This window comes from Candidatus Methylomirabilota bacterium (assembly GCA_003104975.1).
Lineage (GTDB): Bacteria > Methylomirabilota > Methylomirabilia > Methylomirabilales > Methylomirabilaceae > Methylomirabilis.
Map to the genome: position 1 here is coordinate 1 of PQAM01000005.1, position 21,731 is coordinate 21,731.

Below are 21,731 nucleotides of genomic sequence, written 5' to 3' on the forward strand. Positions count from 1 at the left end.
CAGGAAACCGGGGGAAGGTCACTCCTCAAGTGCGATGTCTCGTTTGGCGAATGAATAGGTGGGAAAGTGCTGCTTCCACCCAGCATCCGACTCGTCCTCGATCATCCCTTGAGACATACGCCCTGGATCCTATCCTCTATTCATGTCGCCTTCCAACGTGGAGCTGACCGGCGGCCAACGGGTGGCAAAGCCAGCCATTGGACGTCCGGTTGAGCGATGTGTTGGGCGGCATCATGCGTGGCGAACTTGCAAGGGGAGCACACACCGCATGATATACCGAAGCTTCCGCAGATTTTTTGTCTCAAGCTCCATCGGCGTAAACAAGACACAGAAGAAAATAAACTTGTCGAATTCCACAAAGCCAGTGTATTCAGGTGTGGGATAGCTGGGAACTCGAACCAACCGAAGTTTTGTTTTGGCGCCCTTTCTGATGGGCCCATCTTGAAATTCAATCTCGGTGCCGGGCATGGTCATCAAATAGGACTCCTGCAACTTGCACAAAGATTCAATATCGCTGGCGGTTTCATCTTTCGACCAGAAATTTGTGTACATCCACTCCCTTGCTTCTCCTGCAGATTCCAGGGTACGGCCCCTTTGATAAAGGGTTGCGACCATGCCTTTTCGACGAGTTCCGTCAATAACCCAGCCAAACGGTGCTGGCAATATGACCCCATAGTTGCCCGAGTAGGGGATTGCACCAAAAGCATGAAACTGGCTCAGCTCTTTGAAATTTAGTACATCAAGTTCAATTCCTGAGTCATCGTAATACGCCCGATTCATCGCTGCCGAGGAATAACCTTCCGTAGATATCATTACACCTTTGTCGGCCTCCACGTCTCGCGCCAAGCCCATGAACGCTTCCACATCATTCACATCTATTTTTGTGTTTCGATATTTTCCATCTACGACGGCACGAAATCGAAACTCCGCCATCTCTCCTTCAATTAGGAGGTCAATCTGTCTTTCGATCTTGGAGTATTTGCCCTTGATCTTTGCGTCGGGAATCACTGTTGCATCCGGATACTCCGAACGAAAATAGTCAGAAATCTCTTTTTCGTATTGTTTCCAATCCATAAGCCACTTATGCCGTCCAACTATTAAGTGAGCTATTTAGACCACTGCAAATCGTAGCTGTCTATCTTCTGACACTGCCGGGCTGTTCAAAGCTACTGTGGCCACAGTATTCCTCACTGAGTCGAACCCGTCAAGGACTTTGCGGTCCGCAGCCTTTCTCGTCTGCGCCACCGTCGTACCACCCGAACCCAAAAGAGACCGGCTTCCCCCATCACAGTCCGGTCGCGCTCCCGTTGTCCTTGTTCCGAAAGTCTCTCGTGTTGGTCATTGCGAGGGAGCGTAGCGACCGAAGCAATCTCACAGTCGTTCGGGGCAACTACGATGAGATTGCCGCGCTCCCATTGGTCGCTCGCAATGACGGGCAGATGAGTGGTACGAGCTCGATACAGACTTTCATTCCCATGGGCGCGCCAGCGGCGCATGCGGTATTCCCGCAAAGCTTGTCCCCGCAGGCTTAAGCGGGGAGCGGGAATTCAGAACTCCCCGTATTTCCTGGATTCCGGCTCGCGCCCGCGACGCGGGCTTGGCCGGAATGACGTCCGTAATTATGCAACGAATTTCAGAAACAGGACACTGGTACTTGGTCCCCAAAATACCCGTAATGTCATTCCGCGGTCTTCAAGCGGAAATCTATCGATTTTACTGGATACCGGCTTTCGCCGGTATGACGATTCATGTGCGCTAACTTTCGCAATTATTCATCGGAGCAGACAATAGCTTACACCCCCCTTTCATAAAGGGGGGCGAGGGGGGATTTGAGCGATCACGAAATCCCCCTCAATCCCCCTTTGCAAAGGGGGAGGTTACGCAGTGGAAGAAACCACGATAGCTGCCCGAACGCCCTCGAATTTACTTTCGCGTCATTGAGTCTTCACACCGTTGTAACGAATGCCTCCTAGGATGTCGCTTAAAAAGGAAAGGAGGAGGACATGTTGATTACGTTGAAGGTGGATGCGGGTGCGTATGGTCGGCTGATCGTCAAGGGCGAGGTGAGGAAGGGTTACCTGTTGGGTCTTTCCCCCTATTTCGATGATCAATTTGTGTTGAGTCCTATCGATGGAACCATCGAACGGATCTCGTACAACCGAGACGAACGGGCGTTGCGTATCAGTATTCGATCAACAGGCGAACAGCGACGGGCAGCGTAGCCGTCACGACGAGGAGCGGAGCATGCGCTACCGGATCAAAGAATTGAATGGCAGTGTAATCGTGAAGGTCGATCGAAAAGCTCACGAGGATGATACAGCCATTGTGCGCCGCACGCTTTCGGCGTTTCTCAGACGGCCAAAGAACAAGATGACCCTCTGGGTGGCCGGCTGGCACAAGATCGCAACCCCGGACCTGGAATTCCTGAAAACGATCCATCGCGAGGCCGCAATGCGCGGCACTACCGTTCGACTCTGCGCCTTCGGCGATACGCTGTGGATACAGTTCGACCCGCATCAGCCTTCCTCCCAGGTTGCTACCTTACCGCACCACAACCGGGCGGTCAGCCGATTAGAGTATCAGCCGTTAGCACTGAAACGGTCCGCGTAAATCACACGAGAGGAGCGAGGGTCATGTGTAAGTATCTGCTGCGTCCCCCATCAAGAGCGCAGGCGCCGTCTGTCGACACGCAATCAGCATTACAGCCCAACGTCGTCACCCGCAACAACGAAGTCCACACACAACCACTGTCACACAAGGAGGAAAAGGATGAGAGGATTGCTGCGTAAGATCTTTGCCGTCGCGACAACACTGACCATTGCGCTAACGGTCGGTTCGTTCTCCGAGACGGCAATAGCAGCCGAAAACAAAGATGACAAGGCGGTTTTGGATGAAGTACTCAATATCTTGAAGGACAAAGGACACATCACCGAAGAAAAGTATCAGGAGCTCAAAGAGCGAGCGAAGAAGGAAGGCGCAGGAAAGATCCTGGCGGGGTTTGACGGCGCGACTCCCTACATCAAGTCGGCGGATGGGCAGCACAAGATCGAACTGCACGGGCGCATCAACTTTGACGTGCGGTCCTACGAGGGAGACGCCCGCGCCCTCGATTCGAAGCGGAGCAATGAAGATCCGAATCGCAGCGATCTGCTGACGAGGTTGCTGGTGCGGAGGGCCAGAATGGGCGTCGATGCGACGTTCTTTAAGTATCTCGGCCTGAAGTTCGAAGGCGAATTTTCAGAGTCCGGCAGCGCATCGAACGCCGACTCCAGGTTCCAGTTGACGGACGGTTATGGCGAATTAAGGTACTGGCCACAATTCCAGGTCCGAGGCGGACAGTTTAAGGTTCCCTTCAGCTTCGAGGAGCTGACCTCGTCCCGATTCATCGACTTTGTGGAGCGGTCGGTCGTCAATAACCTGGTCCCGGCCCGCGATGTCGGCGCCATGATGCACGGGTCCCTTTTTGATGGGAGCCTCGAGTACTCAGCCGGGATCTTCAACGGCGCCGGACAAAACAACCCGGAAACCAACGATTCCAAGGAGTACGCGGGCCGCCTACTGGTGCGCCCATTCAAGTCGATCAACATCCCGCTGCTCCAAAAGTTCCATGTCGCCGGCCACATGACCTACGGCGATCAGGATAAGGGGGAGAGCCTTCGTGGGCGCACCGATGCCCGATTCGAGTTCTTCCCGCGCGTCGCAACGCAAGGAGATCGCGTCCGTTACGGATTCGAAGCCGTCCATGCCGTCGGTCCATTCGGGCTGTACGGCGAGTACGTAAAAACCAGAGAAGAGCGTGACGGACTGGGAGCCGGAGGGACCAGTCTCGATGATGTGGAAGGTCGAGCGTGGTACGTCGCCGCGACCTGGCTCGTGACGGGTGAGGAAAAGATCCACGGCAAGGCGCCCAAGGTGAAGAATAATTTTGATCCCCGAACGGGAGGTCTGGGGGCGCTGGAGCTTGTCGCCCGATTTGCCCAGCTCGATTTCATTTCCGACGATCCCCTGCCCAGCCCCGGTGAAAACGGCATCGATGCGCTCACTGTGGGCTTTAACTGGTACCTCAGCCCGAACGTGCGGCTGATGTTCAACTATGCCAACAACTGGTACGACAACAAGAAGATGACCCCGGTCAAGGGCGACGAGACGTCGTGGGAGATCATGTCGCGGTTGGCGTTTTGGTTCTAAGGAGAAGATCCCACATCTCCCATACGTTTGGACTGCCCTTGATGACCCGAGAAAGGCTCATCGCTGCCTCTTGCGAGAAGTCCTCCCTCCTCGCGGGGCAGCGATGAGCTGATCCTGGGCTAAACCGGCGGAACGTAACATGGCTGTAACATAGGCGTAACATGACTGTGACATCATCCAGCTAGTTTCGATCGAAAAAAGGAGAGCAACAATTATGAAGAACAGTACATCGCGAATGAAAAGGGTACGTGCAGTACTACTGTCAGCGCTGGTCACCGGGACCATCGGACTGTGGTCGGCGATTGGCATCGCCGAAGTGCTCAAGGTGGACTCAGCGCTGCCGGCCTATAAGGCGGTGAGCGGAGTATCCGGAAACGTGTCCAGTATCGGGTCGGACACGATGAATAACCTGATGACCCTGTGGGGCGAGGGCTTCGGCAAGTTCTACCCGAACGTCAAGCTCCAAATCGAAGGGAAAGGCTCCTCCACGGCGCCGCCGGCGCTGATCTCCGGAACTGCCCAGCTTGGTCCGATGTCTCGCCCCATGAAGGGGACCGAGGTCGATGCCTTTGAAAAGAAGTTCGGCTACAAGCCAACCGGTCTCCGTAGCTCCGTGGATGCGTTGGCCGTCTTTGTGAATAAGGACAACCCCATCCAGTGCCTGACGATGGAGCAGGTGGACGCCATCTTTTCCAAGTCCCGGCGGTACGGCTATAAGGAGAACATCACCACCTGGAGCCAGGTCGGCCTGAAAGGCGACTGGGCCCGTCGGCCGATCAGCCTGTTCGGTCGTAACTCGGCCTCGGGGACGTACGGCTTCTTCAAGGAGCACGCGATGAAGAACGGCGACTATAAGGACGAGGTCAAAGAGCAGCCGGGCTCGGCCTCTGTTGTTCAGGGGGTCACCGTCGATCGGTATGCTATCGGCTACAGCGGGATCGGTTATGCTACGGCCGGCGTTCGAGCGGTGCCGATCGCCGAGAAGACGGGAATGGCTTGTACCGAGGCGACCGCCGAGAACGCCTACGCCGGCAAATATCCCCTCTCCCGTTTCCTCTACGTCTATGTCAACAAGGCGCCGGGCAAGGGCCTTGATCCGCTGATGCGGGAGTTCGTGAGGTTCATATTCACCAGCCAGGGCCAAGCGGTCGTCATCAAGGACGGCTACTACCCTGTCCCGAACTCCATCGCGAAAGAGGAACTGGCCAAGGTCCTCTAAGGTCGATTGGATAGTTATGAGGGATGACGCTGACGTTTCGACCGTCTGCGAGCCGCATGACGCGGCTCGCAGACGCGCTACTTCCGCCCAGCGAATCAGACGACGCTTGCGACTTGATCGACTCGCCGGCCGCCTCGTTACGCTTGGCGGAGTCACGATCATCTTCTCTATCCTCGCGATCTTTTTCGTCATCGCCGCCGAGGTCTACCCCCTCTTCAAAAAGCCGACGGTCACGCTTGTCGGAACCGTTCCCGGTCAGACAGATGCCGCCGTACTCGGTGTGGGGGTGGACGAATATCGCGAGATCGCCTACCTGGTCACCGCCGACGGCATCCGGTTCGTGTCTTTGAAACACGGGGCCGCGCCGTCGCCGATCGTTCCGAAAGGACTCAACGGGGCCCGGATCGTCGGCATATCGTCGTTGGGGCGCGGTCCCTTCGCGCTGGGACTGTCGGACGGACGCGTGATGCCAGCCGAGATAAGATTCACCGCCTCCTTCCCCGATGGACAACGTCAAGTCGACGCCGAATTCCTCGAGGGCGATCCCATCAGGGTCGATCCGGATACACGCCCTATTCTGCGGCTCGCCCATGTCGTCGCGCCGACTGGGCCCATCACCGCAGCGGCCGTCGGTTCCAAAGAGGTCGTGCTCGTGACGGTCACGGCGACAAACGCGCTGATCGGACCGTCGACGAAGGAGGAATCGCGCCAACGCTTCTCCCTGCCGATTGACGGCGAGATCACCGCGCTCGCGCTTGACGGCCGCGGTGAGAACCTGTTTGTCGGCACCTCATCAGGTCAGGTGCTCAGGGCAGCACTACAGGATTCGATCACCGTGACGGTCGCCGAAACGATCGCCGCCGCCAGCCGGCCGGGCACCGGCGTCAACATCATGGGGTTGCTCATCGGCGACCGTACCCTTGTGGTAGGCGACGCCTCGGGCGGCGTTAGCTCGTGGCAACTTCTTCGGAGTAATGGAGGCGAGCAGCGCCTGACCAGGATCTATGAGTTCGACTCCCATTCCAGGCCGGTCGTCGCATTCGCCCCATCCGGCCGGGATAAGGGTTTCATTACGGCCGATGCGTCAGGAACGTCACATCTGTACTATGGGACGACAGGAAAAACCCTGCTCTCGGTCAAAACTGAAGCGAGCAGCACCGAAACGGTCGCCTTTGCCCCTAAAGCCGATGGCATCATCGCCGTTGATACGGCCGGACGGCTGGCGCACTGGGCCGTCAAGAACCCGCATCCTGAAGTTACCTGGAAGGCCTTGTTCGGCAAGATCTGGTATGAAGGGTATACCGCTCCGGAGTACGTCTGGCAATCCACGGGTGGAACCGATGACTTTGAAGCGAAGTTCAGCCTGACCCCGCTTCTTTTCGGAACCATCAAAGGCACGATCTATGCGCTCCTCGTTGCCGTCCCTATGGCGCTGCTCGGCGCGTTGTATGCCTCCCAATTTGTGCATCCGGTCATCAAGGGCATCGTCAAACCGGTTGTCGAGATCATGGCCGCCCTTCCGAGCGTCGTACTCGGTTTCCTGGCCGGTCTCTGGCTGGCGCCCCTGGTCGAAACGGTCGTACCCGGGCTTTTTCTTATGCCGATCGTCACGACGCTTCTGATCCTGCTAACACTTGCGTGCCGGCGATTCGTCCCTATCGGAATCCGCCGACGACTCCGGATCGGTACCGAGATCTTCCTGCTGATCCCGGTCGTTATCCTGGGCGGTTGGATCTCCTTCCAGCTTGGCGGTGTCGTGGAGCGTCTGCTTTTGTCGGGCGATTATCGAGGCTGGCTGCTTGAGGCCCTGGGGCTGACCTACGATCAGCGCAACTCCCTTGTCGTGGGGATCGCGATGGGCTTTGCCGTCATCCCGATCATCTTCACCATTGCCGAGGATTCCCTCTCCAACGTCCCGCCGCACCTGGTGGCCGGCTCTCTCGCCCTGGGCGCCACCCGGTGGCAGACCGCACTCCGGGTCGTGCTGCCGACGGCAAGCCCGGGGATCTTTTCGGCGATTATGATCGGCTTCGGCAGGGCCGTCGGCGAAACCATGATCGTCCTGATGGCGACGGGTAATACTCCGGTCATGGACTGGAGTATCTTCAGCGGGTTCCGAGCGCTCTCGGCCAACATCGCCGTCGAACTGCCTGAAGCGCCGGAAGGCGGTACACTCTTTCGCATCCTGTTTCTGGCTGCTCTCTTACTGTTTGTGATGACCTTCATCTTGAATACGATAGCCGAACTGATTCGCCTGAAGCTGCGGCGAAGGTACCGCTATTTATGACGCGATTCTGGAAAAGCGGCGACCCGTTTGTCTGGCTGACAGGCGGGACACTTGCGCTGAACCTTATCCTGGTAGCCGGGCTTATCATCCTGGTACTGGTCAACGGGCTCGGTTTCTTCTGGCCGTCGCCGATTGCCCATCTGACGTTGACCGACGGCAGCGCGTTGCTCGGCCAGGTGGTCGAGCGAGAAAAGATTCCGGAGCCAGGGGCGCCTCGTGGGACTCCGACACACTATCGAATCAAAATCAAGGTCGGGAACCGCGATCTGTACGGCGCTGACTTTATCTGGGTGGATGAGGCGCAGATCGCCCGTCGCGACTTTCCCACCGAGGCGCTCGTGGTTGAAAGACAAGAGTGGGGCAACCTCTACGGCTTCATCAAGGAGGTACGCGATCAGGAACGTATTGCGGCCTCGGGCCCGGCAGAGGGCTGGCGTGCGCTTCAGCGTGTTCTACCGGAAGAGCAGGCTACGCTGCAGGCAACCAGGCGGATCGAACAACAGGAGATCGGAGCCATTAACTACGCCCAGGAGAAGATCCGTCTGGGGATCAAGAAATTGGCGCTGCAGGGACAGACGGCAGGGCCGGACATCAGCCGTCTGGAAAAAGAGATGGAGACCTGGGCGGCCCGCTATGGAGAACAGGAATCCCGGCTGGTTGATCTGCGCCGGCGTTTCCGACACCACCTCGTCGTCTCCGTCGCCGGCGGCGCAGAGAAGGAGTTGCCGCTCCACCAGATCGTCCAAGCCTACCGACCCAACGCGATGAGCCTCTGGGCCAAGAGCCAATTCTATTTATCCGGGATCTGGGGGTTCGTGTCGGGAGAACCCCGCGAGTCGAATACCGAGGGTGGGGTCTTCCCCGCCATCTTCGGCACGGTCTTGATGGTCATCATGATGAGCCTCTTTGTTACGCCGTTAGGCGTCCTGGCTGCCTTTTACCTGCGGGAGTACGCGAAACAGGGACCGTTCGTCAGCACCGTCAGGATCGCCGTGAATAACCTGGCCGGCGTCCCCTCTATTGTCTTCGGCGTGTTCGGGGTCGGCTTCTTCATCTACCTGATCGGAGGCAGTGTCGACCGCCTCTTCTACCCTGAGGCGCTTCCGGCCCCGACCTTCGGGACAGGAGGCATCCTCTGGGCGTCCCTGACGCTCGCGCTCCTGACGGTGCCGGTCGTCATCGTGGCCACCGAAGAGGGCCTGGCAGCGATCCCGGGCGGGTTGCGTGAGGCGTCGCTGGCGCTGGGCGCAACAAAGTTTGAAACGATGTGGCGGGTCGTGCTTCCCTCCGTCATGCCTTCGATCTTGACCGGACTGATTCTGGCGATGGCTCGCGCCGCCGGAGAGGTGGCCCCACTTATGATCACCGGGGTCGTCAAGCTGGCCCCCACCCTCCCGATCGACGGCTACTGGCCGTACCTGCACCTGGAGCGGAAGTTCATGCATCTCGGGTTCCATATTTATGATGTCGGATTTCAATCACCAAACGTCGACGCCGCCAGACCGATGGTCTACACCACCGCGCTGTTGCTTCTTCTGGTGGTCATCGCCCTGAATTTGACGGCCATTCTGCTCAGGAACCGGCTGCGGCGACAATATGCCCTATCGGCGTTTTGAGGGATGGACGGATGATCATCGAAACAGGGATCGCTGTTGCGGACCGGCAGATCGTGCTCCCGACAATAGAGACGACGCGGCGAGACAGTGGTAGAATCATGCTACATGACCACGAAGCGCGAAACGAGGCAGGTGAGTCGAGCGTCATGATGGACCCAATGATCGAGATCCGGAAATTGAGCCTGAAATACGGCGCCAAGTCCGCAATCGAGGATATCAGCCTCGATATCCCGAAACACCAGGTGACCGCCTTTATCGGGCCGTCCGGATGCGGGAAAACCACCCTCCTCCGATGCCTGAATCGCCTGACCGATCTGATCGACGGCGTCACGATCAGTGGGTCCATTCGGATCAGCGGAATCGATGTCTTCGATCCGCACCTGGAGATGACCGAACTGCGAAAACGGGTCGGCATGGTCTTTCAGAAATCCAACCCCTTCCCGAAGTCGATCTATGATAATGTCGCATATGGGCCGCGAATCCAGGGGATCAAAGGTCGAGCGCAACTGGACGAGATCGTGGAGCGAAGCCTGCGGGACGCCGCCCTCTGGGATGAGGTCCACGACCGCCTGCAGCAGAGCGCCTTGGGCCTGTCCGGCGGACAGCAGCAACGCCTGTGCATCGCCAGGGCCATTGCGGTCGAACCGGAGGTCCTGTTGATGGACGAACCCTGCTCGGCGCTCGATCCTATTGCGACAATGAAGATTGAGGAACTGATCGCCACTCTCAAGCACAACTACACCATCGTGATTGTAACCCATAACATGCAACAGGCGGCCAGGGTCTCCGATTACACGGCGTTCCTGTACCTTGGTCAACTGGTGGAGTACGATCTGACCAGGCAACTCTTTGTGAAGCCATCCAAGAAACAGACGGAGGACTATATTACGGGCCGTTTCGGCTAGGATCACACCATGAGACCGATGCAGCGACATTTCGACGAGCAGTTGCAAGAGCTGAAGGAGCGCGTGCTGACCATGGGCGGTCTGGCCGAAACCATGATCGCCAAGAGCGTCAAGGCGCTTGTAGAACGGAGCGAGGTATTGGTGCAGGAGGTCTTCGCCCACGAGGAAGAGATGGACCGGTACTGTATCGATACCGACGAACGCTGCTTTACACTGCTCGCCCTGCATCAGCCGATGGCCGGCGACCTTCGTTTTATCGCCGTCGCCATTAAGATCAACAGCGACATCGAGCGGATCGGCGATCTGGCGGTCAACATCGCTCAGGCGACCACGTCGCTCATTACCCAACCGGCGCTCAAGCCGCTCATCGATATCCCGCGAATGGCTCAACTCTGTCAGGAGATGGTCAAGAAAAGCCTGGACGCGTTCGTAGCACAGGACCCGGAGTTGGCGCGGATCGTCATCGAGTCGGATGATCCCATCGATCGCTTGCGGGACCAGGTCTTCGGGGATCTCCTCAACTATATGACGCATGATCCCGCCGCGGTCCCCAGGGCCTTGGATCTGATTCTGGTCTCACGCTGCCTCGAACGGATTGCCGACCACGCAACCAATATCGCGGAGGATGTGGTCTATATCGTGCGAGGCGAGGATGTCCGTGAGCGCGGCGACAAAGAGATCCGGAAGGGCATGAGACGCCGGGCAGAGGTCGCACCGTTGATGTCCGGCACCGATCGCAAGGCGGTCCTTGCGGCGCACAGGCTGATGCCGGAAGAGCGGGAGTTTCTGACGTTGCTTGAATCCGCCGCACAGAACCTGCTCGGGGCCGCCAGGCTTCTGCAGGCCATGTTCGACGAGTATGTCGACCCCGAGGCGACATGGCGAAAGATCAGGGAGATCGAACATGAAGGTGACGCCATTACCCACCGCATTATGAAGAAGCTGAACCAGACCTTTATCCCGTTCATCGACCGGCAGGAGCTTCGCGCGCTCACATCGGCCCTCGATGATGTCGTGGACTTCATCGAGGCGGCAGCCTCCAGGATGGTACTCTATAAGATCGAGCAGCCGACGCAGTCATCCCGCGAGATGGTCAGCGTCATTACGACCTCAGCCGAACAGGTCGTGAAGGCCGTGGGGCACCTGCCCACATTTGTCGGGGTCAACGAGATCTGCGTGGAGATCAATCGGCTGGAAAATCTGGCAGACGATCTGTACCGACGGGCCATCGCCTCTCTCTTCGAGGGTGAGCAGCCGATCCTCGAAGTCGCCAAATGGAAAGAGGTCTACGAACTGCTGGAGGGCGTCACCGACCGATGCGAGGATGTGGCGAACGTCGTCGAGACCATCGTCCTCAAGCATTCATAAGTCTTGCTACGTCATTCTGGAACATTGCACGTTGAACGTTGAACGTCTCAGACCCCCTCCGTCGTCTCCTGCGAGGTCATGGCTGGTTTCCTGACGAGCAGGCGCGCGGCCAGAATCCCAATCTCATACAGCAGGTAGATCGGCAACGCCATGAGCGTCTGGTTGAAGACATCCGGCGTGGGGGTGAGGATCGCGCCGATCATAAAGGCGATGAGGATCGCGTACTTCCGGTTTCTGGAGAGATATTGGGGCGTCACCAGCCCCATCCTGGCCGCAACGGCAATGGCCAGTGGAAGCTCAAACACCACCCCGAAGCCTAACAGAAATTTCACCGTAAAATCGATATAGTTGCCGATCGAGATCATCGGCTTCAGATTTTCGGTCTTATAAGTTAACAGGAAGTTCAAGGAAAACGGCAGGACAAAGTAAAAGCAGAACAGCAGGCCGCAAAAAAAGAAGACCGTCGACAACACCACAAAGGGAAGGGCATAACGCTTCTCATGAGAGAGCAGACCTGGTGCAATGAATCGCCAGATCTGATACAGGATGATCGGGAGGACCAGCATGAGGCCCGTCACCAGGGCGATCTTCATGTGCATCCAGAAGGCCTCGGCGGGCGCCAGAAAGATGAGGTCGATGGGGGGGCCGGGGCGCGGGGCGGATTGCAGGAAGGGATAGGTCCTGGTAAAAATCAGATCGGTTGCCAGTGGGCGTTTCAGAAAACGAAGGATGGTCTCCGAATAGTTGAAGGTGACAAGAAATCCGATCCCGATGGCTGCCAGACAGATAATGAGCCGGCGTCGAAGCTCCTCGAGATGGGAGACAAACGACATCTTGTCATCAGACATTCCGCGTCTCGTGTGTTCCCTTTGACTTTTCCTCCGGGCCTATGGTCGGGGGCGCTTCCTCTTTTTGGGCGGCAAATGGCTCTTGTTGAGCTGTCGTATCCGTCCTGCCCTCCTCTGCCGACAGTTCGGCAGACAGCCCTTCCTTCAGCTCTTCGGAGGCTCGCTTGAACTCCGCGACGCCGCGACCCAGTGACCGCGCAAGCTGGGGCAATTTCTTAGGGCCAAAGACCAGGAGCGCAATCACGAAGATGACGATCAGTTCCTGCATCCCCAGTCCGAACATTCTCTGACCTCCCTGCTGACACCTTCAGCGTATCGTTCCTACCGAAGCTGAGGCTACCCTTGACCCGCGCGAAAGTCAAGCTATCCGTTTCAACCTTGGCCGGAATGACGTCGGACGAACCGCAGCGAGGCTCCGAAATAGGAGGCTAAAAAAAGAGGAGCAGTTTGATCAGGATGAATGAGGCGGCCGCAATGGCCGCCGAGAGGGGGATGGTGAGGATCCAGGCCCAGACGATCTGTCTGGCTACCCCCCACCGTACCGCGGAGATCCGCTGTGTCGCCCCGACACCGGAGATCGCGCCGGTAATGGTGTGGGTCGTGCTGACCGGAATCCCCGCAATGGCCGTCCCGATGAGCGTCGCCGCCCCTGCCGTTTCCGCGCAGAAGCCGCCGACCGGTTTGAGCTTGGTCAGTCGCATCCCCATGGTTTTGACGATACGCCAGCCTCCCGTCAGCGTCCCGAGGCCGATCGCCGCATGGGCCGACAGGACGACCCACATCGGGACATAAAACTCACTGCCCAGATAGCCCGCGGCGAACAGCAGCCCCGCCATAATCCCCATCGTCTTCTGGGCGTCGTTGGTGCCGTGTCCCAGGCTGTACAGCGCGGCCGAGACCAACTGCAATCGTCTGAACCAGCGATCCACCCGACTTGGGCGGAAGCGCCAGAACACCCAGATCACGATCACCATCATCGCGAAACCCAGGACCAGACCCAGTAACGGTGAAAGGATGATGAACAGGAGGATCTTGTAGATGCCGGCGGGGATCAGGGCCGTGACGCCCGCATTGACGATCGCAGCCCCCGCCAGTCCGCCGATCAGTGCGTGGGATGAGCTGCTCGGGATACCGTAGTACCAGGTGATCAGATCCCAGATGATGGCGCCGACGAGGCCCGCCATGATGACATATTCGTTGACGGCCTCAGGCCGGACGACCCCCTTGCCGATCGTAGTCGCCACGCTGACCCCAAAGCCGAACGCAGCCACGAAGTTGAAGAATGCGGCCCAGATCACCGCCTGCATCGGCGACAGCACACGGGTAGACACCACGGTCGCAATCGAGTTGGCGGCATCGTGAAAGCCGTTGATGAAGTCGAAGATCAGCGCAATAACGATACCCAGTACGACAAGCGTCAGCATAGGCGGGTTGTTACGCAGCGGAACCGTGTGGTATGGGCTCGATGAGCAGGATCACGGGGGTCAGGCACTCTTGAGCGCCACTGATTCGACGATGTTGGCCACATCTTCACATCCGTCGGTGGCCATCTCCATCGTCTCGTAGATCTCCTTCCACTTAATGACATCCATCGGATCGTGCCCCTTGTCAAAGAGATCGGCAATCGCCTCACGGCTGATCTCATCGGCCATGTTTTCCAGACGATTGATCTCGATGCAATGTTCCATCACGTCGTCCATCCGTTCGAGATTCGAGACCGCTTTGACGATCTCCTCCGCTGATTTCAGTATGACGTGAGCCAGTCTGCCGGCCTCGTCGGTGGGCTGCTTGATCTTGTACTGAGCCATGCGGGCGGCCGATGCCTCAATGAGGTCCATGACGTCATCCAGGGCGACGGCCAGGCTGTGGATATCCTCGCGGTCGATGGGCGTAATAAAGGTCCGATTCAGCTTGCGGATGATCTGATGCGTGATCTTGTCGCCGACATGCTCAAGCTCCTCGAGTCGCTTCCATCGCTCCTGGAAGTTCGCATTGCCCTCCTCCGTCATCTGAACGAGGACGCGCGCGCCTTCCAATATGTTATTGGCCGCCTTCTCAAAGAACTCGAAGAACTTCTCTTCACGCGGGATCAGTCTGAACATGCCGGACAACTCTCGACGATCCGGTCGGCTATTGGGAACCCGGTCGGTCGGTAATCATCCCGACCGTCTCGATCCCCGACGATTTAATAGCATCCATGACATCGATCACAAGGCCGTACGGGACTCGCGCATCACCCCGCAGGTACAGCACCCGCTCCTTCCCGTTGCCGGTCATCGAGGTGAGGCGGGCTTCAAGCTCTTGCCTGGGCACCTCGTCATTATTAACAAAAATGCGGCTGTCTTTGGTCACCGTCAAGGTGATGCGCTGCTCCTCTTTCACCTGTGATGCCTGCGCCGTTGGAAGCTGCACGTCGGTCCCCCGTTGCAGCATCGGGGTCGTGACCATAAAGATAATCAGCAGGACGAGGGTTACGTCCACCAGGGGGGTGACATTAATCTCTGACAGCATTCGCCGATCTTTTCCACCGTTTCCACCGTTCGACTGCATATCGATCCCCTTACTCCTCGTGTTGTGCTGCCTGATCCAACAATCGGTCCACCATCTCCGAGGCCGCACTGTCCATTGCCGCGGTAAACAGTTTCACCCTGCCGACGAAATAGTTGTACGCAATGACCGCGGGTATCGCGACGAACAGGCCGGCAGCCGTCGCGATCAACGCCTCAGCGATCCCGGCCGATACCGTACCGATCCCGCCGGAACCGGACTTGGCGATCGCTTCGAAGGCTCGAATGATGCCCAGAACGGTCCCAAACAGACCGACAAACGGGCTGACGTTGCCGAGGGTCGCCAAGGAGCCCAGGTATCGTTCCAGGCGGGAGATCTCCGCAGAGGTCGTCCGCTGCATCGCCCCCTTGCACGACTCCAAACGACGCGAGAATTGTTTCCCGGCGAACGCCGGGTCCTCCCGATCGATGACGGCCAGGAGGCCCGCCTCCAGGACCTTGGCAACCGGGCTGCCGTCGCTCTGTCGACACAGACGGAGCGCCTCGGCCATCTTCCCGTCTGCAATATACTGTAACCCCTTTTCCGCAACCTGCCCTGTCGCCTTCTGCGCCTTATAAAAGGTATAGAATCGCTCGCCGATCACCGCCAGCGAAAAGATAGAAAATATAGCGAGGATCAGCATCGTGATCCCGCCCTGGGCCATCACCTGTAAGATCCCTTGTCCCATCATGTCCGATTATCCCCAAAAGCCGACGTTGCGCTGCGTATTTCCCTTTCGTCCCGTTTTCTGCCGTCTCTTCCGGTCCGTTTGCTCCCGTATACCTGTATAGCATGGAATAGGGGTGAACGAAAGCGGATAGTCGCCCGACGCGTCATGGTGTGCCCCGCCACCGATTCGGGACATCGATGTGAATGCCGATCTGATCCAGTACTCGCGCAACGATCTGATCCGCCAACTCCCCGACCGTGGCCGCTCTCTGATAGAATGGCGGTACCGGCGGGACGATTCTGACGCCCGACCTGGCCAATGTCAACATCTGTTCGAGATGGATGGCGGTCAAGGGGCTCTCCCTCACCGCCAGCGCAAGGCGCTTCCCCTCCTTCTGGACCACATCGGCCGCTCGCGCAATCAAGGTCTCGGTATAACCGGCGGCAATCGCCGCAAGGCTCTTCATTGAACAGGGGGCGATAATCATGGCGCTGACGTAGGGTGAGACGTACGAACCGCTCGATATCGGCGCGCCAAGGTCCCGATCGTCGTAGAAAAAGGTAGCCAGCCGCTTGAGATCCTCCGGCGAATGGTCGGTCTCCTCTCGCAGGGTCATCTTCGCAGCCTCGGATACGACCAGATGAACAGGCAGCCCCAGCGCAAGGAGCACCTCCAGCATCCGGACGCCGAGTACGGCCCCACTGGCGCCCGTAATTCCTAGGATATACTCCTGTCTCGTTTCAATCTGTTTCATTCAAGACCGTTTGGGGTGGGCGGCGATTGGCGACGCGTCGTCGATGGCAGGCGAAGCACGGACAGCGCAGCCTGCCGGCGCCGATTCGAGCCGTACATGGACGTACAGCGAGATTGAGCGGAGTCAATTGCCGCCTACCCCCACGTCCCGTTGAAGCGGATCGATCCCGAACCGCAGGAGCAGCGCACGCAGCCTGCCGAGCGGCAGCCCCACGACGTTGGTAAAGCTCCCCTTGATTCCCTCAACAAACGTCTCCGCAGCCCCTTGGATCGCGTATCCGCCGGCCTTATCGAAGGGCTCACCGGTCCGGACATAGGCGTCGATCTCGGCGTCGGTCAAGGCCCGCATCCGCACCTCGGTCGTCTCATGTCCGATCTCTGTTCCGCCGTCGCCGACCCGCACGAGGGCGAGTCCCGTTACGACCAGATGACGTCGACCGCTCAACTGTTGCAGGAACCGCCGAGCCTCCTCCCGATCTTTCGGCTTGCCCATGGGGCGACCATCGCATTCGACGATCGTGTCTGCACCCAGGATTAATTCCTCCTCCACACGGGCCGCAACCTCCGTCGCCTTTCGAAGCGCCAATCCCTCTGCCTGGCTGACGGTCGTCCCATCGAACGGATCCCCTTCGTCAACCAGGCTGGGAATGATCCGATAGTCTACCCACAGCGCCCGAAGCAGCGCCTCGCGTCTTGGAGAGGCGGAGGCCAGGATGATCATACCTTCCGATACAGCAAGAGGGCCACACCGATCCCCAGCAGACTGGAGAGGTTGATCTTGACATTGAAGCCAAAGGAGATACTGAGCACCTTCAGGTCAAGCGTGGCCGGCGGGGAGAGCCCGGGGCTGATGCCCTTACTGAAGATCGTTTCCACGATGCCGCCTGGCGCCATTACGGCAATGACCTCTCCGATCACGGTGCCGATCAATGCCCCCAGTATCAGGATGACCAGCAGCGCGACGACGCTGCCATCTCGTTTGGCCAACCGGTCCCCCTTTATATGATCTTTCCCGCGTCAGAACCTCTCCGGCGCCGGCGATCGACTCGCCCTCGGATTCGGCGCTATGCCGCAAAATGGTCGACAATCGCCGCCGTAAAGGCTGGAATCGTGTACTGCTGCGGCATGATGTCGACCGTCAGGCCGACGCGTTCGGCGGTCTCTTTGGTAATGGGGCCGATGCAGGCGATACGCACCCCCTCGCAGATCGCCTTCAGGTCTTCCTGCGCCAGCGCCTCGACGAAGTTGGTGACGGTGGAAGAACTCGTAAAGGTGATCAGATCGACCTGCCGATCCTGCAGGAGCGGCTTCAGCACATCCCTCGCCGTGCCGGACGGCACCGTCCTGTAGACCGGCACGACGTCGACCGTCGCGCCCCGCTGCGCAAGTTCCTTCGGCAAGAGATCCCGCGCCACCTCGGCGCGCGGGATCAGGACCTTGGCGCCCCGCAGATCATGCGGCCCCAATGCCTCGATGATCCCTTCCGCGCGAAATTCGGCCGGGACCACGTCGGGGATGATCTGCTGCGCCTCAAGGCCGGCGGCGGTGGCAGGGCCGATGGCGCAGACCCTGGCGGCCCCCAGGCGCCGCGCGTCCTGACGCAGTTCCCGCAGTCGCCGGAAAAATGCGTCAACGCCGTTCACGCTGGTGAAGATCACCCACCGATAGCTCTCCAGCCGCTCGATAGCACGATCGAGGGGCTCCCAGCTCTGTGGCGGGACAATTTCGATCAGGGGGACCTCGACGACCTCCGCCCCTTGCGTCTCCAACAGTTCCGCAAACCGCCCAGCCTGTTCGCGGGTCCTGGTCACCACGATCCGCCTTCCGAAGAGCGGCCGTCGCTCGAACCAGTTCAGTCGCTCCCGAAGCCGTACCACATCGCCAACGACCAGGATCGCCGGCGGCCCCAACCCGCGCATCTGGGCCAACGATACGATGGTGTCGAGCGTCCCGACAATGGTCTCCTGCTCGGGCTTCGTCCCCCAGCGCATGACGGCTGCTGGCGTCTCCTGAGCCCGACCGTGCGCCAGCAGCTTCTCGACGATTGCGGAGAGTTTCGCGTAGCCCATCAGAAAGACCAGTGTCCCGATGCCGGTGGCCACCTTCTCCCAATCGATCACCGAACCCTGCTTTGATGGATCCTCATGTCCGGTCAGGATCGCCACGGTCGAGGCGTAATCACGGTGGGTCAGGGGGATGCCGGCATACGCCGGGACGGCAATCGCCGAGGTGACGCCCGGAACGACCTCGAAGGGGATGCCCGCCAGAAACAGCTCCTCCCCCTCTTCGCCGCCCCGCCCGAACACGAACGGGTCGCCCCCCTTAAGCCGCGCCACGACCTTGCCGGTCCGCGCCTTTTCGATCAACAGCCGGTCGATCTCCGCCTGCATTGCTGCGTCGGCATGGCCGCCCTTTTTGCCGACATAGATCAGTTCGGCGTCGGGCCTGGCGTGAGACAGCAGACGCGGGTTGGCCAGGTAGTCGTACACCACGACATCGGCCTCGCGCAGACACGCCACGCCCCGCAACGTAAAAAGGCCGGGGTCACCCGGCCCCGCCCCGATCAGGTAGACCTTCCCTCTCATCCGCGCCTCTCCAGGAGCTGGGCGTTGACATCGCGAAGGATCTCATCGGCCCCCGCGGCGAGCAATGCCTCCGCCAAGGCCTGTCCTGCCTGCTCCGGCGCGTCGGCCTCGCCACGAACGGCGTGCCTGAGCAGCCGCGTGCCGTCCAGACCGGCAACCATGCCGGTCAGGACAAGCGCCTCTCCCTCAAGCTCGCCGAAGGCGGCAATCGGGGTCACGCAACTGCCGCCCAGGTGCCGCAGGAACGCCCGTTCCGCCGTCGTGGCCTGTCGCGTCTCGCGATGGTTGAGCGGCATCACCAACTCGGCCGTTCGCCGATCGTCCTGTCGAATCTCGATCACCAGCGCCCCCTGACCGATGGCCGGCAGGCATAGATCCGGCTGCAGGCGCTCGGTGATCCGATCCTGCAGTCCAAGACGGATGAGGCCGGCGGCCGCCAGGATAACGGCCTCAAGATCGAGCGTCTCAAGTTTGTTCAGCCGCGTCTGGACGTTGCCGCGCAGCGCCACAATCTGCAGATCGGGACGACAATGCAGGAACTGCACCTGTCGACGGAGGCTACTGGTCCCGATCTTCGCGCCGTGAGGTAGATTCATGAACCGACAACCGTTCCTTGCAATGAGGGCATCCAGCGGGTCCTCGCGGCGCATGACCGCCCCCTCGCACAGACCGGGCGCCAGTTCGGCGGGCAGATCCTTCAGACTATGGACGGCCAAGTCGATTCGCTGGTCGAGCAGGGCCTCCTCGATCTCCTTAACAAACAGGCCCTTTCCCCCAATCTGTGACAGGACGACGTCAAGGAACCTGTCACCGGAGGTCTTGATCGGAAGCAGCACGACCTCTAGGTCCGGCCACTGTCGTCTCAGCGATTCCGCCACAAGCCCGGCCTGACAGAGCGCCAGCGGACTACCCCGCGTCCCTAATTTTACCGAATTGCCGTTCATCTCTTTGCTTTTCCCCTATACCCTACACCCTGTCTTGGCTTACTCCTCCTTAATCCCAAAGAGCCTGCGCAGCACATCGATGTAGAGGTGACTCTCTTTCTGAACCGATTGCCGTTTCAGCTCCACCGTCGGATCGTGCAGGATCTTGTTGACGATCGAACCGGTCATCATGGAGATAGCATGACGCTCCTCCGGCGTCAAATCCTGAAGCTTTGCAAAGATCTTGTCGAGCTCCTCTTCGCGTATCGATTCGACCTTCTTACGCATGGCCACGATGGTCGGTACGACGTGAAGGCCCGCGAGCCATTCGGCAAACTGCTTCGCCTCCCGGTCGATCAACGCCTCCGCCAGCTCCGCCTCGCGCTGCCGCTCTCGAAGGTTCGCATCGACGACCCCCTTGAGGTCATCGAGGTCGTACAGGTGGACGTGCTCGATCTCACCGGCCGCCGGATCGATATCCCTCGGTACGGCGATATCGATCACAAAGATCGGACGGTGGTGGCGCTGCGCGATGATCTCCTGGAAGTCGTCCTTGGACAGGATCTGGTGCGGGGCGCCGGTCGAGCTGATGACGATGTCGGCCTGGAGCATCTCCAGCTTGGCGAAGTCGTATCGGACGGCCCGACCGCCCCATCGTTTCGCCATTTCGACGGCGCGATCAAAATTTCGATTCGCGACGAGCACCGTGCCCACGCCATCCGCCAGCAGATGTTTGGCCGATAGCTCCGACATCTTCCCGGCCCCGATCAGCATCACCGTCCGACCCGTCAGGTCGCCGAAGACCTTCCTGGCCAGCTCAATGGCGGCGGTCGAGATCGAGACGGCCGAGGTGGCGATTCCTGTCTCGGTTCGGACGCGCTTCGCCACACGCAACGCCCGATCCATCAGGGCATTAAGAATCTGGCCCGTGGCCCCCCGTTCGAGCGCTACCGCGTACGCCGCCTTCACCTGACCCAGGATCTGAGACTCGCCGACCACCATGGCGTCAAGACTCGAGGCCACCCGGAAGAGATGACGAACGGCCCGGTCCGCGGTCAACAGATAGAGACAGGACTCAAAGGCCTCCGCCGGCAGCTTCTGTCGCTCGGCCAGGAACTCGACGAGGAACCGGCGCGCGCCTTCGACCGCGCCCTCTCCGTCGTCGACGACGGCATAGGTTTCGACGCGGTTGCAGGTAGAGAGGACCATGCGCTCAAGGATCGGCTCGCATCCCGCCAGTTCGTCCAGGACATCCGGCAAGTTGGACTCCGAGATATGAAGTTGCTCTCGAAGTTCAATTGGCGCTGTTTTGTGGCTCAGACCAAGAACAATGATTTCCATCGTTACAGGGTGCGCCGACGCTTTCCCCCTTCCCGGAGGCCCTTCACCTCTTCGACAAACTGACTGACATCCTTGAACTGACGATAGACCGATGCGAAACGGACGTACGCGACCTCATCGATCTCGTAGAGCCGCTCCATGATCAACTCGCCGATCTCGGCGGACGGCATCTCCCGCTCCGCCTTCTCCGCAAGGCGGCCCTCAATCTCATCCACGATCTTTTCGAGTTGGACCACGCTGACCGGCCGCTTCTGGGTGGCCTTGAGCAATCCGGTCAGGATCTTGTGGCGGTCGAACGGCTCGCGACGTCCGTCCGCCTTGATGACCATAAAGTGGATCTCCTCGATCCGCTCGTAGGTCGTAAATCGCTTCAGACACTGTTGGCATTGGCGACGACGACGGACGACCGCGCCATCCTTACCCTCGCGGGAATCGACAACCTTTTCTTCGAGACTGCCACAGTAGGGACACTTCACACGCG

General features: G+C 59.3%; 22 protein-coding genes and 1 pseudogene. 9 read left to right on the top strand and 14 right to left on the bottom strand.

From position 1 onward, the window contains the following. Positions 1-231 precede the first annotated feature (231 nt). Complete coding sequence (locus C3F12_02360; protein ID PWB48178.1) at positions 232-1,074, bottom strand: hypothetical protein; 843 nt, start codon at positions 1,072-1,074, stop codon at positions 232-234. Positions 1,075-2,003: 929 nt separating this feature from the next. Here C3F12_02360 and C3F12_02365 point away from each other — a divergent pair. From C3F12_02365 to C3F12_02405, 9 genes and pseudogenes are all read left to right on the top strand, one after another. Then, the gene (locus C3F12_02365; GenBank protein PWB48179.1) at positions 2,004-2,222 is read left to right on the top strand and encodes a hypothetical protein; all 219 of its coding nucleotides are present in this window, start codon (positions 2,004-2,006) and stop codon (positions 2,220-2,222) included. Between the two features lie 22 nt (positions 2,223-2,244). Next, on the top strand, positions 2,245-2,610 hold the full coding sequence (locus tag C3F12_02370; GenBank protein PWB48180.1) for a hypothetical protein: 366 nt from the start codon (positions 2,245-2,247) through the stop codon (positions 2,608-2,610). 159 nt (positions 2,611-2,769) lie between these two features. Continuing rightward, complete coding sequence (locus C3F12_02375; protein ID PWB48181.1) at positions 2,770-4,188, top strand: hypothetical protein; 1,419 nt, start codon at positions 2,770-2,772, stop codon at positions 4,186-4,188. Positions 4,189-4,423: 235 nt separating this feature from the next. Continuing rightward, a complete protein-coding gene (locus tag C3F12_02380) occupies positions 4,424-5,407 on the top strand; it encodes a phosphate-binding protein (GenBank protein ID PWB48208.1) in 984 nt (327 codons plus the stop codon). A 16-nt stretch (positions 5,408-5,423) separates the two neighbouring features. Further along, positions 5,424-7,694, top strand: coding sequence for an ABC transporter permease (locus C3F12_02385; GenBank protein PWB48182.1), 2,271 nt, complete (start codon positions 5,424-5,426; stop codon positions 7,692-7,694). After that, positions 7,691-9,310, top strand: coding sequence for a phosphate ABC transporter permease PtsA (pstA, locus tag C3F12_02390; GenBank protein ID PWB48183.1), 1,620 nt, complete (start codon positions 7,691-7,693; stop codon positions 9,308-9,310). The genes C3F12_02385 and pstA overlap by 4 nt, the downstream gene beginning before the upstream one ends. 98 nt (positions 9,311-9,408) lie before the next feature. Beyond that, complete coding sequence (locus tag C3F12_02395; GenBank protein PWB48209.1) at positions 9,409-10,215, top strand: phosphate ABC transporter ATP-binding protein; 807 nt, start codon at positions 9,409-9,411, stop codon at positions 10,213-10,215. Between the two features lie 18 nt (positions 10,216-10,233). After that, positions 10,234-10,875 (top strand): annotated as a pseudogene (phoU, locus tag C3F12_02400) (phosphate transport system regulatory protein PhoU). Between the two features lie 60 nt (positions 10,876-10,935). Continuing rightward, positions 10,936-11,583, top strand: a complete 648-nt coding sequence (locus C3F12_02405; protein ID PWB48210.1) for a DUF47 domain-containing protein — start codon at positions 10,936-10,938, stop codon at positions 11,581-11,583. Between the two features lie 47 nt (positions 11,584-11,630). Here the strand turns inward: C3F12_02405 and tatC are convergent, their stop codons facing one another. From tatC to C3F12_02470, 13 genes are all read right to left on the bottom strand, one after another. Further along, positions 11,631-12,431, bottom strand: coding sequence for a twin-arginine translocase subunit TatC (gene tatC, locus C3F12_02410; protein PWB48184.1), 801 nt, complete (start codon positions 12,429-12,431; stop codon positions 11,631-11,633). Continuing rightward, complete coding sequence (locus C3F12_02415) at positions 12,424-12,714, bottom strand: twin-arginine translocase TatA/TatE family subunit (GenBank protein ID PWB48185.1); 291 nt, start codon at positions 12,712-12,714, stop codon at positions 12,424-12,426. Before C3F12_02415 ends, tatC begins: the two co-directional genes overlap by 8 nt. Positions 12,715-12,859: 145 nt before the next feature. Then, on the bottom strand, positions 12,860-13,855 hold the full coding sequence (locus C3F12_02420; protein ID PWB48186.1) for an anion permease: 996 nt from the start codon (positions 13,853-13,855) through the stop codon (positions 12,860-12,862). A gap of 60 nt (positions 13,856-13,915) precedes the next feature. After that, complete coding sequence (locus C3F12_02425; GenBank protein ID PWB48187.1) at positions 13,916-14,533, bottom strand: DUF47 domain-containing protein; 618 nt, start codon at positions 14,531-14,533, stop codon at positions 13,916-13,918. A 28-nt stretch (positions 14,534-14,561) separates the two neighbouring features. Further along, on the bottom strand, positions 14,562-14,942 hold the full coding sequence (locus tag C3F12_02430) for a protein TolR (GenBank protein ID PWB48211.1): 381 nt from the start codon (positions 14,940-14,942) through the stop codon (positions 14,562-14,564). Between the two features lie 49 nt (positions 14,943-14,991). Then, on the bottom strand, positions 14,992-15,669 hold the full coding sequence (locus C3F12_02435) for a flagellar motor protein MotA (protein ID PWB48188.1): 678 nt from the start codon (positions 15,667-15,669) through the stop codon (positions 14,992-14,994). A 142-nt stretch (positions 15,670-15,811) separates the two neighbouring features. Further along, entirely contained in the window at positions 15,812-16,402 is a 591-nt protein-coding gene (locus C3F12_02440; protein ID PWB48189.1) for a phenolic acid decarboxylase subunit B, read from the bottom strand. A gap of 123 nt (positions 16,403-16,525) precedes the next feature. Beyond that, positions 16,526-17,122: a septum formation protein Maf gene (maf, locus tag C3F12_02445; GenBank protein ID PWB48190.1), complete on the bottom strand. Its 597-nt coding sequence runs from the start codon at positions 17,120-17,122 to the stop codon at positions 16,526-16,528. Beyond that, positions 17,119-17,403, bottom strand: coding sequence for a DUF4321 domain-containing protein (locus C3F12_02450; GenBank protein ID PWB48191.1), 285 nt, complete (start codon positions 17,401-17,403; stop codon positions 17,119-17,121). Before C3F12_02450 ends, maf begins: the two co-directional genes overlap by 4 nt. 62 nt (positions 17,404-17,465) lie before the next feature. Beyond that, a complete protein-coding gene (cobA, locus tag C3F12_02455; protein PWB48192.1) occupies positions 17,466-18,986 on the bottom strand; it encodes a uroporphyrinogen-III C-methyltransferase in 1,521 nt (506 codons plus the stop codon). Next, complete coding sequence (locus C3F12_02460) at positions 18,983-19,930, bottom strand: hydroxymethylbilane synthase (GenBank protein PWB48193.1); 948 nt, start codon at positions 19,928-19,930, stop codon at positions 18,983-18,985. The genes cobA and C3F12_02460 overlap by 4 nt, the downstream gene beginning before the upstream one ends. A 39-nt stretch (positions 19,931-19,969) precedes the next feature. Next, a complete protein-coding gene (locus C3F12_02465) occupies positions 19,970-21,250 on the bottom strand; it encodes a glutamyl-tRNA reductase (GenBank protein PWB48194.1) in 1,281 nt (426 codons plus the stop codon). A 2-nt stretch (positions 21,251-21,252) separates the two neighbouring features. After that, a complete protein-coding gene (locus C3F12_02470) occupies positions 21,253-21,726 on the bottom strand; it encodes a transcriptional regulator NrdR (GenBank protein ID PWB48195.1) in 474 nt (157 codons plus the stop codon). Between the last annotated feature and the right edge of the window lie 5 nt (positions 21,727-21,731).

Excerpts from the sequence above, each read along its gene's own strand:
- C3F12_02385 (PWB48182.1), top strand. The coding sequence starts at position 5,424 with ATGAGGGATGACGCTGACGTTTCGACCGTCTGCGAGCCGCATGACGCG.
- maf (PWB48190.1), bottom strand. The coding sequence starts at position 17,122 with ATGATCATCCTGGCCTCCGCCTCTCCAAGACGCGAGGCGCTGCTTCGG.
- C3F12_02380 (PWB48208.1), top strand. The coding sequence starts at position 4,424 with ATGAAAAGGGTACGTGCAGTACTACTGTCAGCGCTGGTCACCGGGACC.
- C3F12_02405 (PWB48210.1), top strand. The coding sequence starts at position 10,936 with ATGTCCGGCACCGATCGCAAGGCGGTCCTTGCGGCGCACAGGCTGATG.
- C3F12_02365 (PWB48179.1), top strand. The coding sequence starts at position 2,004 with ATGTTGATTACGTTGAAGGTGGATGCGGGTGCGTATGGTCGGCTGATC.
- C3F12_02430 (PWB48211.1), bottom strand. The coding sequence starts at position 14,942 with ATGCTGTCAGAGATTAATGTCACCCCCCTGGTGGACGTAACCCTCGTC.
- pstA (PWB48183.1), top strand. The coding sequence starts at position 7,691 with ATGACGCGATTCTGGAAAAGCGGCGACCCGTTTGTCTGGCTGACAGGC.
- C3F12_02420 (PWB48186.1), bottom strand. The coding sequence starts at position 13,855 with ATGCTGACGCTTGTCGTACTGGGTATCGTTATTGCGCTGATCTTCGAC.
- C3F12_02435 (PWB48188.1), bottom strand. The coding sequence starts at position 15,669 with ATGATGGGACAAGGGATCTTACAGGTGATGGCCCAGGGCGGGATCACG.
- C3F12_02375 (PWB48181.1), top strand. The coding sequence starts at position 2,770 with ATGAGAGGATTGCTGCGTAAGATCTTTGCCGTCGCGACAACACTGACC.
- C3F12_02425 (PWB48187.1), bottom strand. The coding sequence starts at position 14,533 with ATGTTCAGACTGATCCCGCGTGAAGAGAAGTTCTTCGAGTTCTTTGAG.
- tatC (PWB48184.1), bottom strand. The coding sequence starts at position 12,431 with ATGTCTGATGACAAGATGTCGTTTGTCTCCCATCTCGAGGAGCTTCGA.
- C3F12_02395 (PWB48209.1), top strand. The coding sequence starts at position 9,409 with ATGCTACATGACCACGAAGCGCGAAACGAGGCAGGTGAGTCGAGCGTC.
- C3F12_02360 (PWB48178.1), bottom strand. The coding sequence starts at position 1,074 with ATGGATTGGAAACAATACGAAAAAGAGATTTCTGACTATTTTCGTTCG.
- C3F12_02465 (PWB48194.1), bottom strand. The coding sequence starts at position 21,250 with ATGGAAATCATTGTTCTTGGTCTGAGCCACAAAACAGCGCCAATTGAA.
- cobA (PWB48192.1), bottom strand. The coding sequence starts at position 18,986 with ATGAGAGGGAAGGTCTACCTGATCGGGGCGGGGCCGGGTGACCCCGGC.
- C3F12_02440 (PWB48189.1), bottom strand. The coding sequence starts at position 16,402 with ATGAAACAGATTGAAACGAGACAGGAGTATATCCTAGGAATTACGGGC.
- C3F12_02370 (PWB48180.1), top strand. The coding sequence starts at position 2,245 with ATGCGCTACCGGATCAAAGAATTGAATGGCAGTGTAATCGTGAAGGTC.
- C3F12_02415 (PWB48185.1), bottom strand. The coding sequence starts at position 12,714 with ATGTTCGGACTGGGGATGCAGGAACTGATCGTCATCTTCGTGATTGCG.
- C3F12_02460 (PWB48193.1), bottom strand. The coding sequence starts at position 19,930 with ATGAACGGCAATTCGGTAAAATTAGGGACGCGGGGTAGTCCGCTGGCG.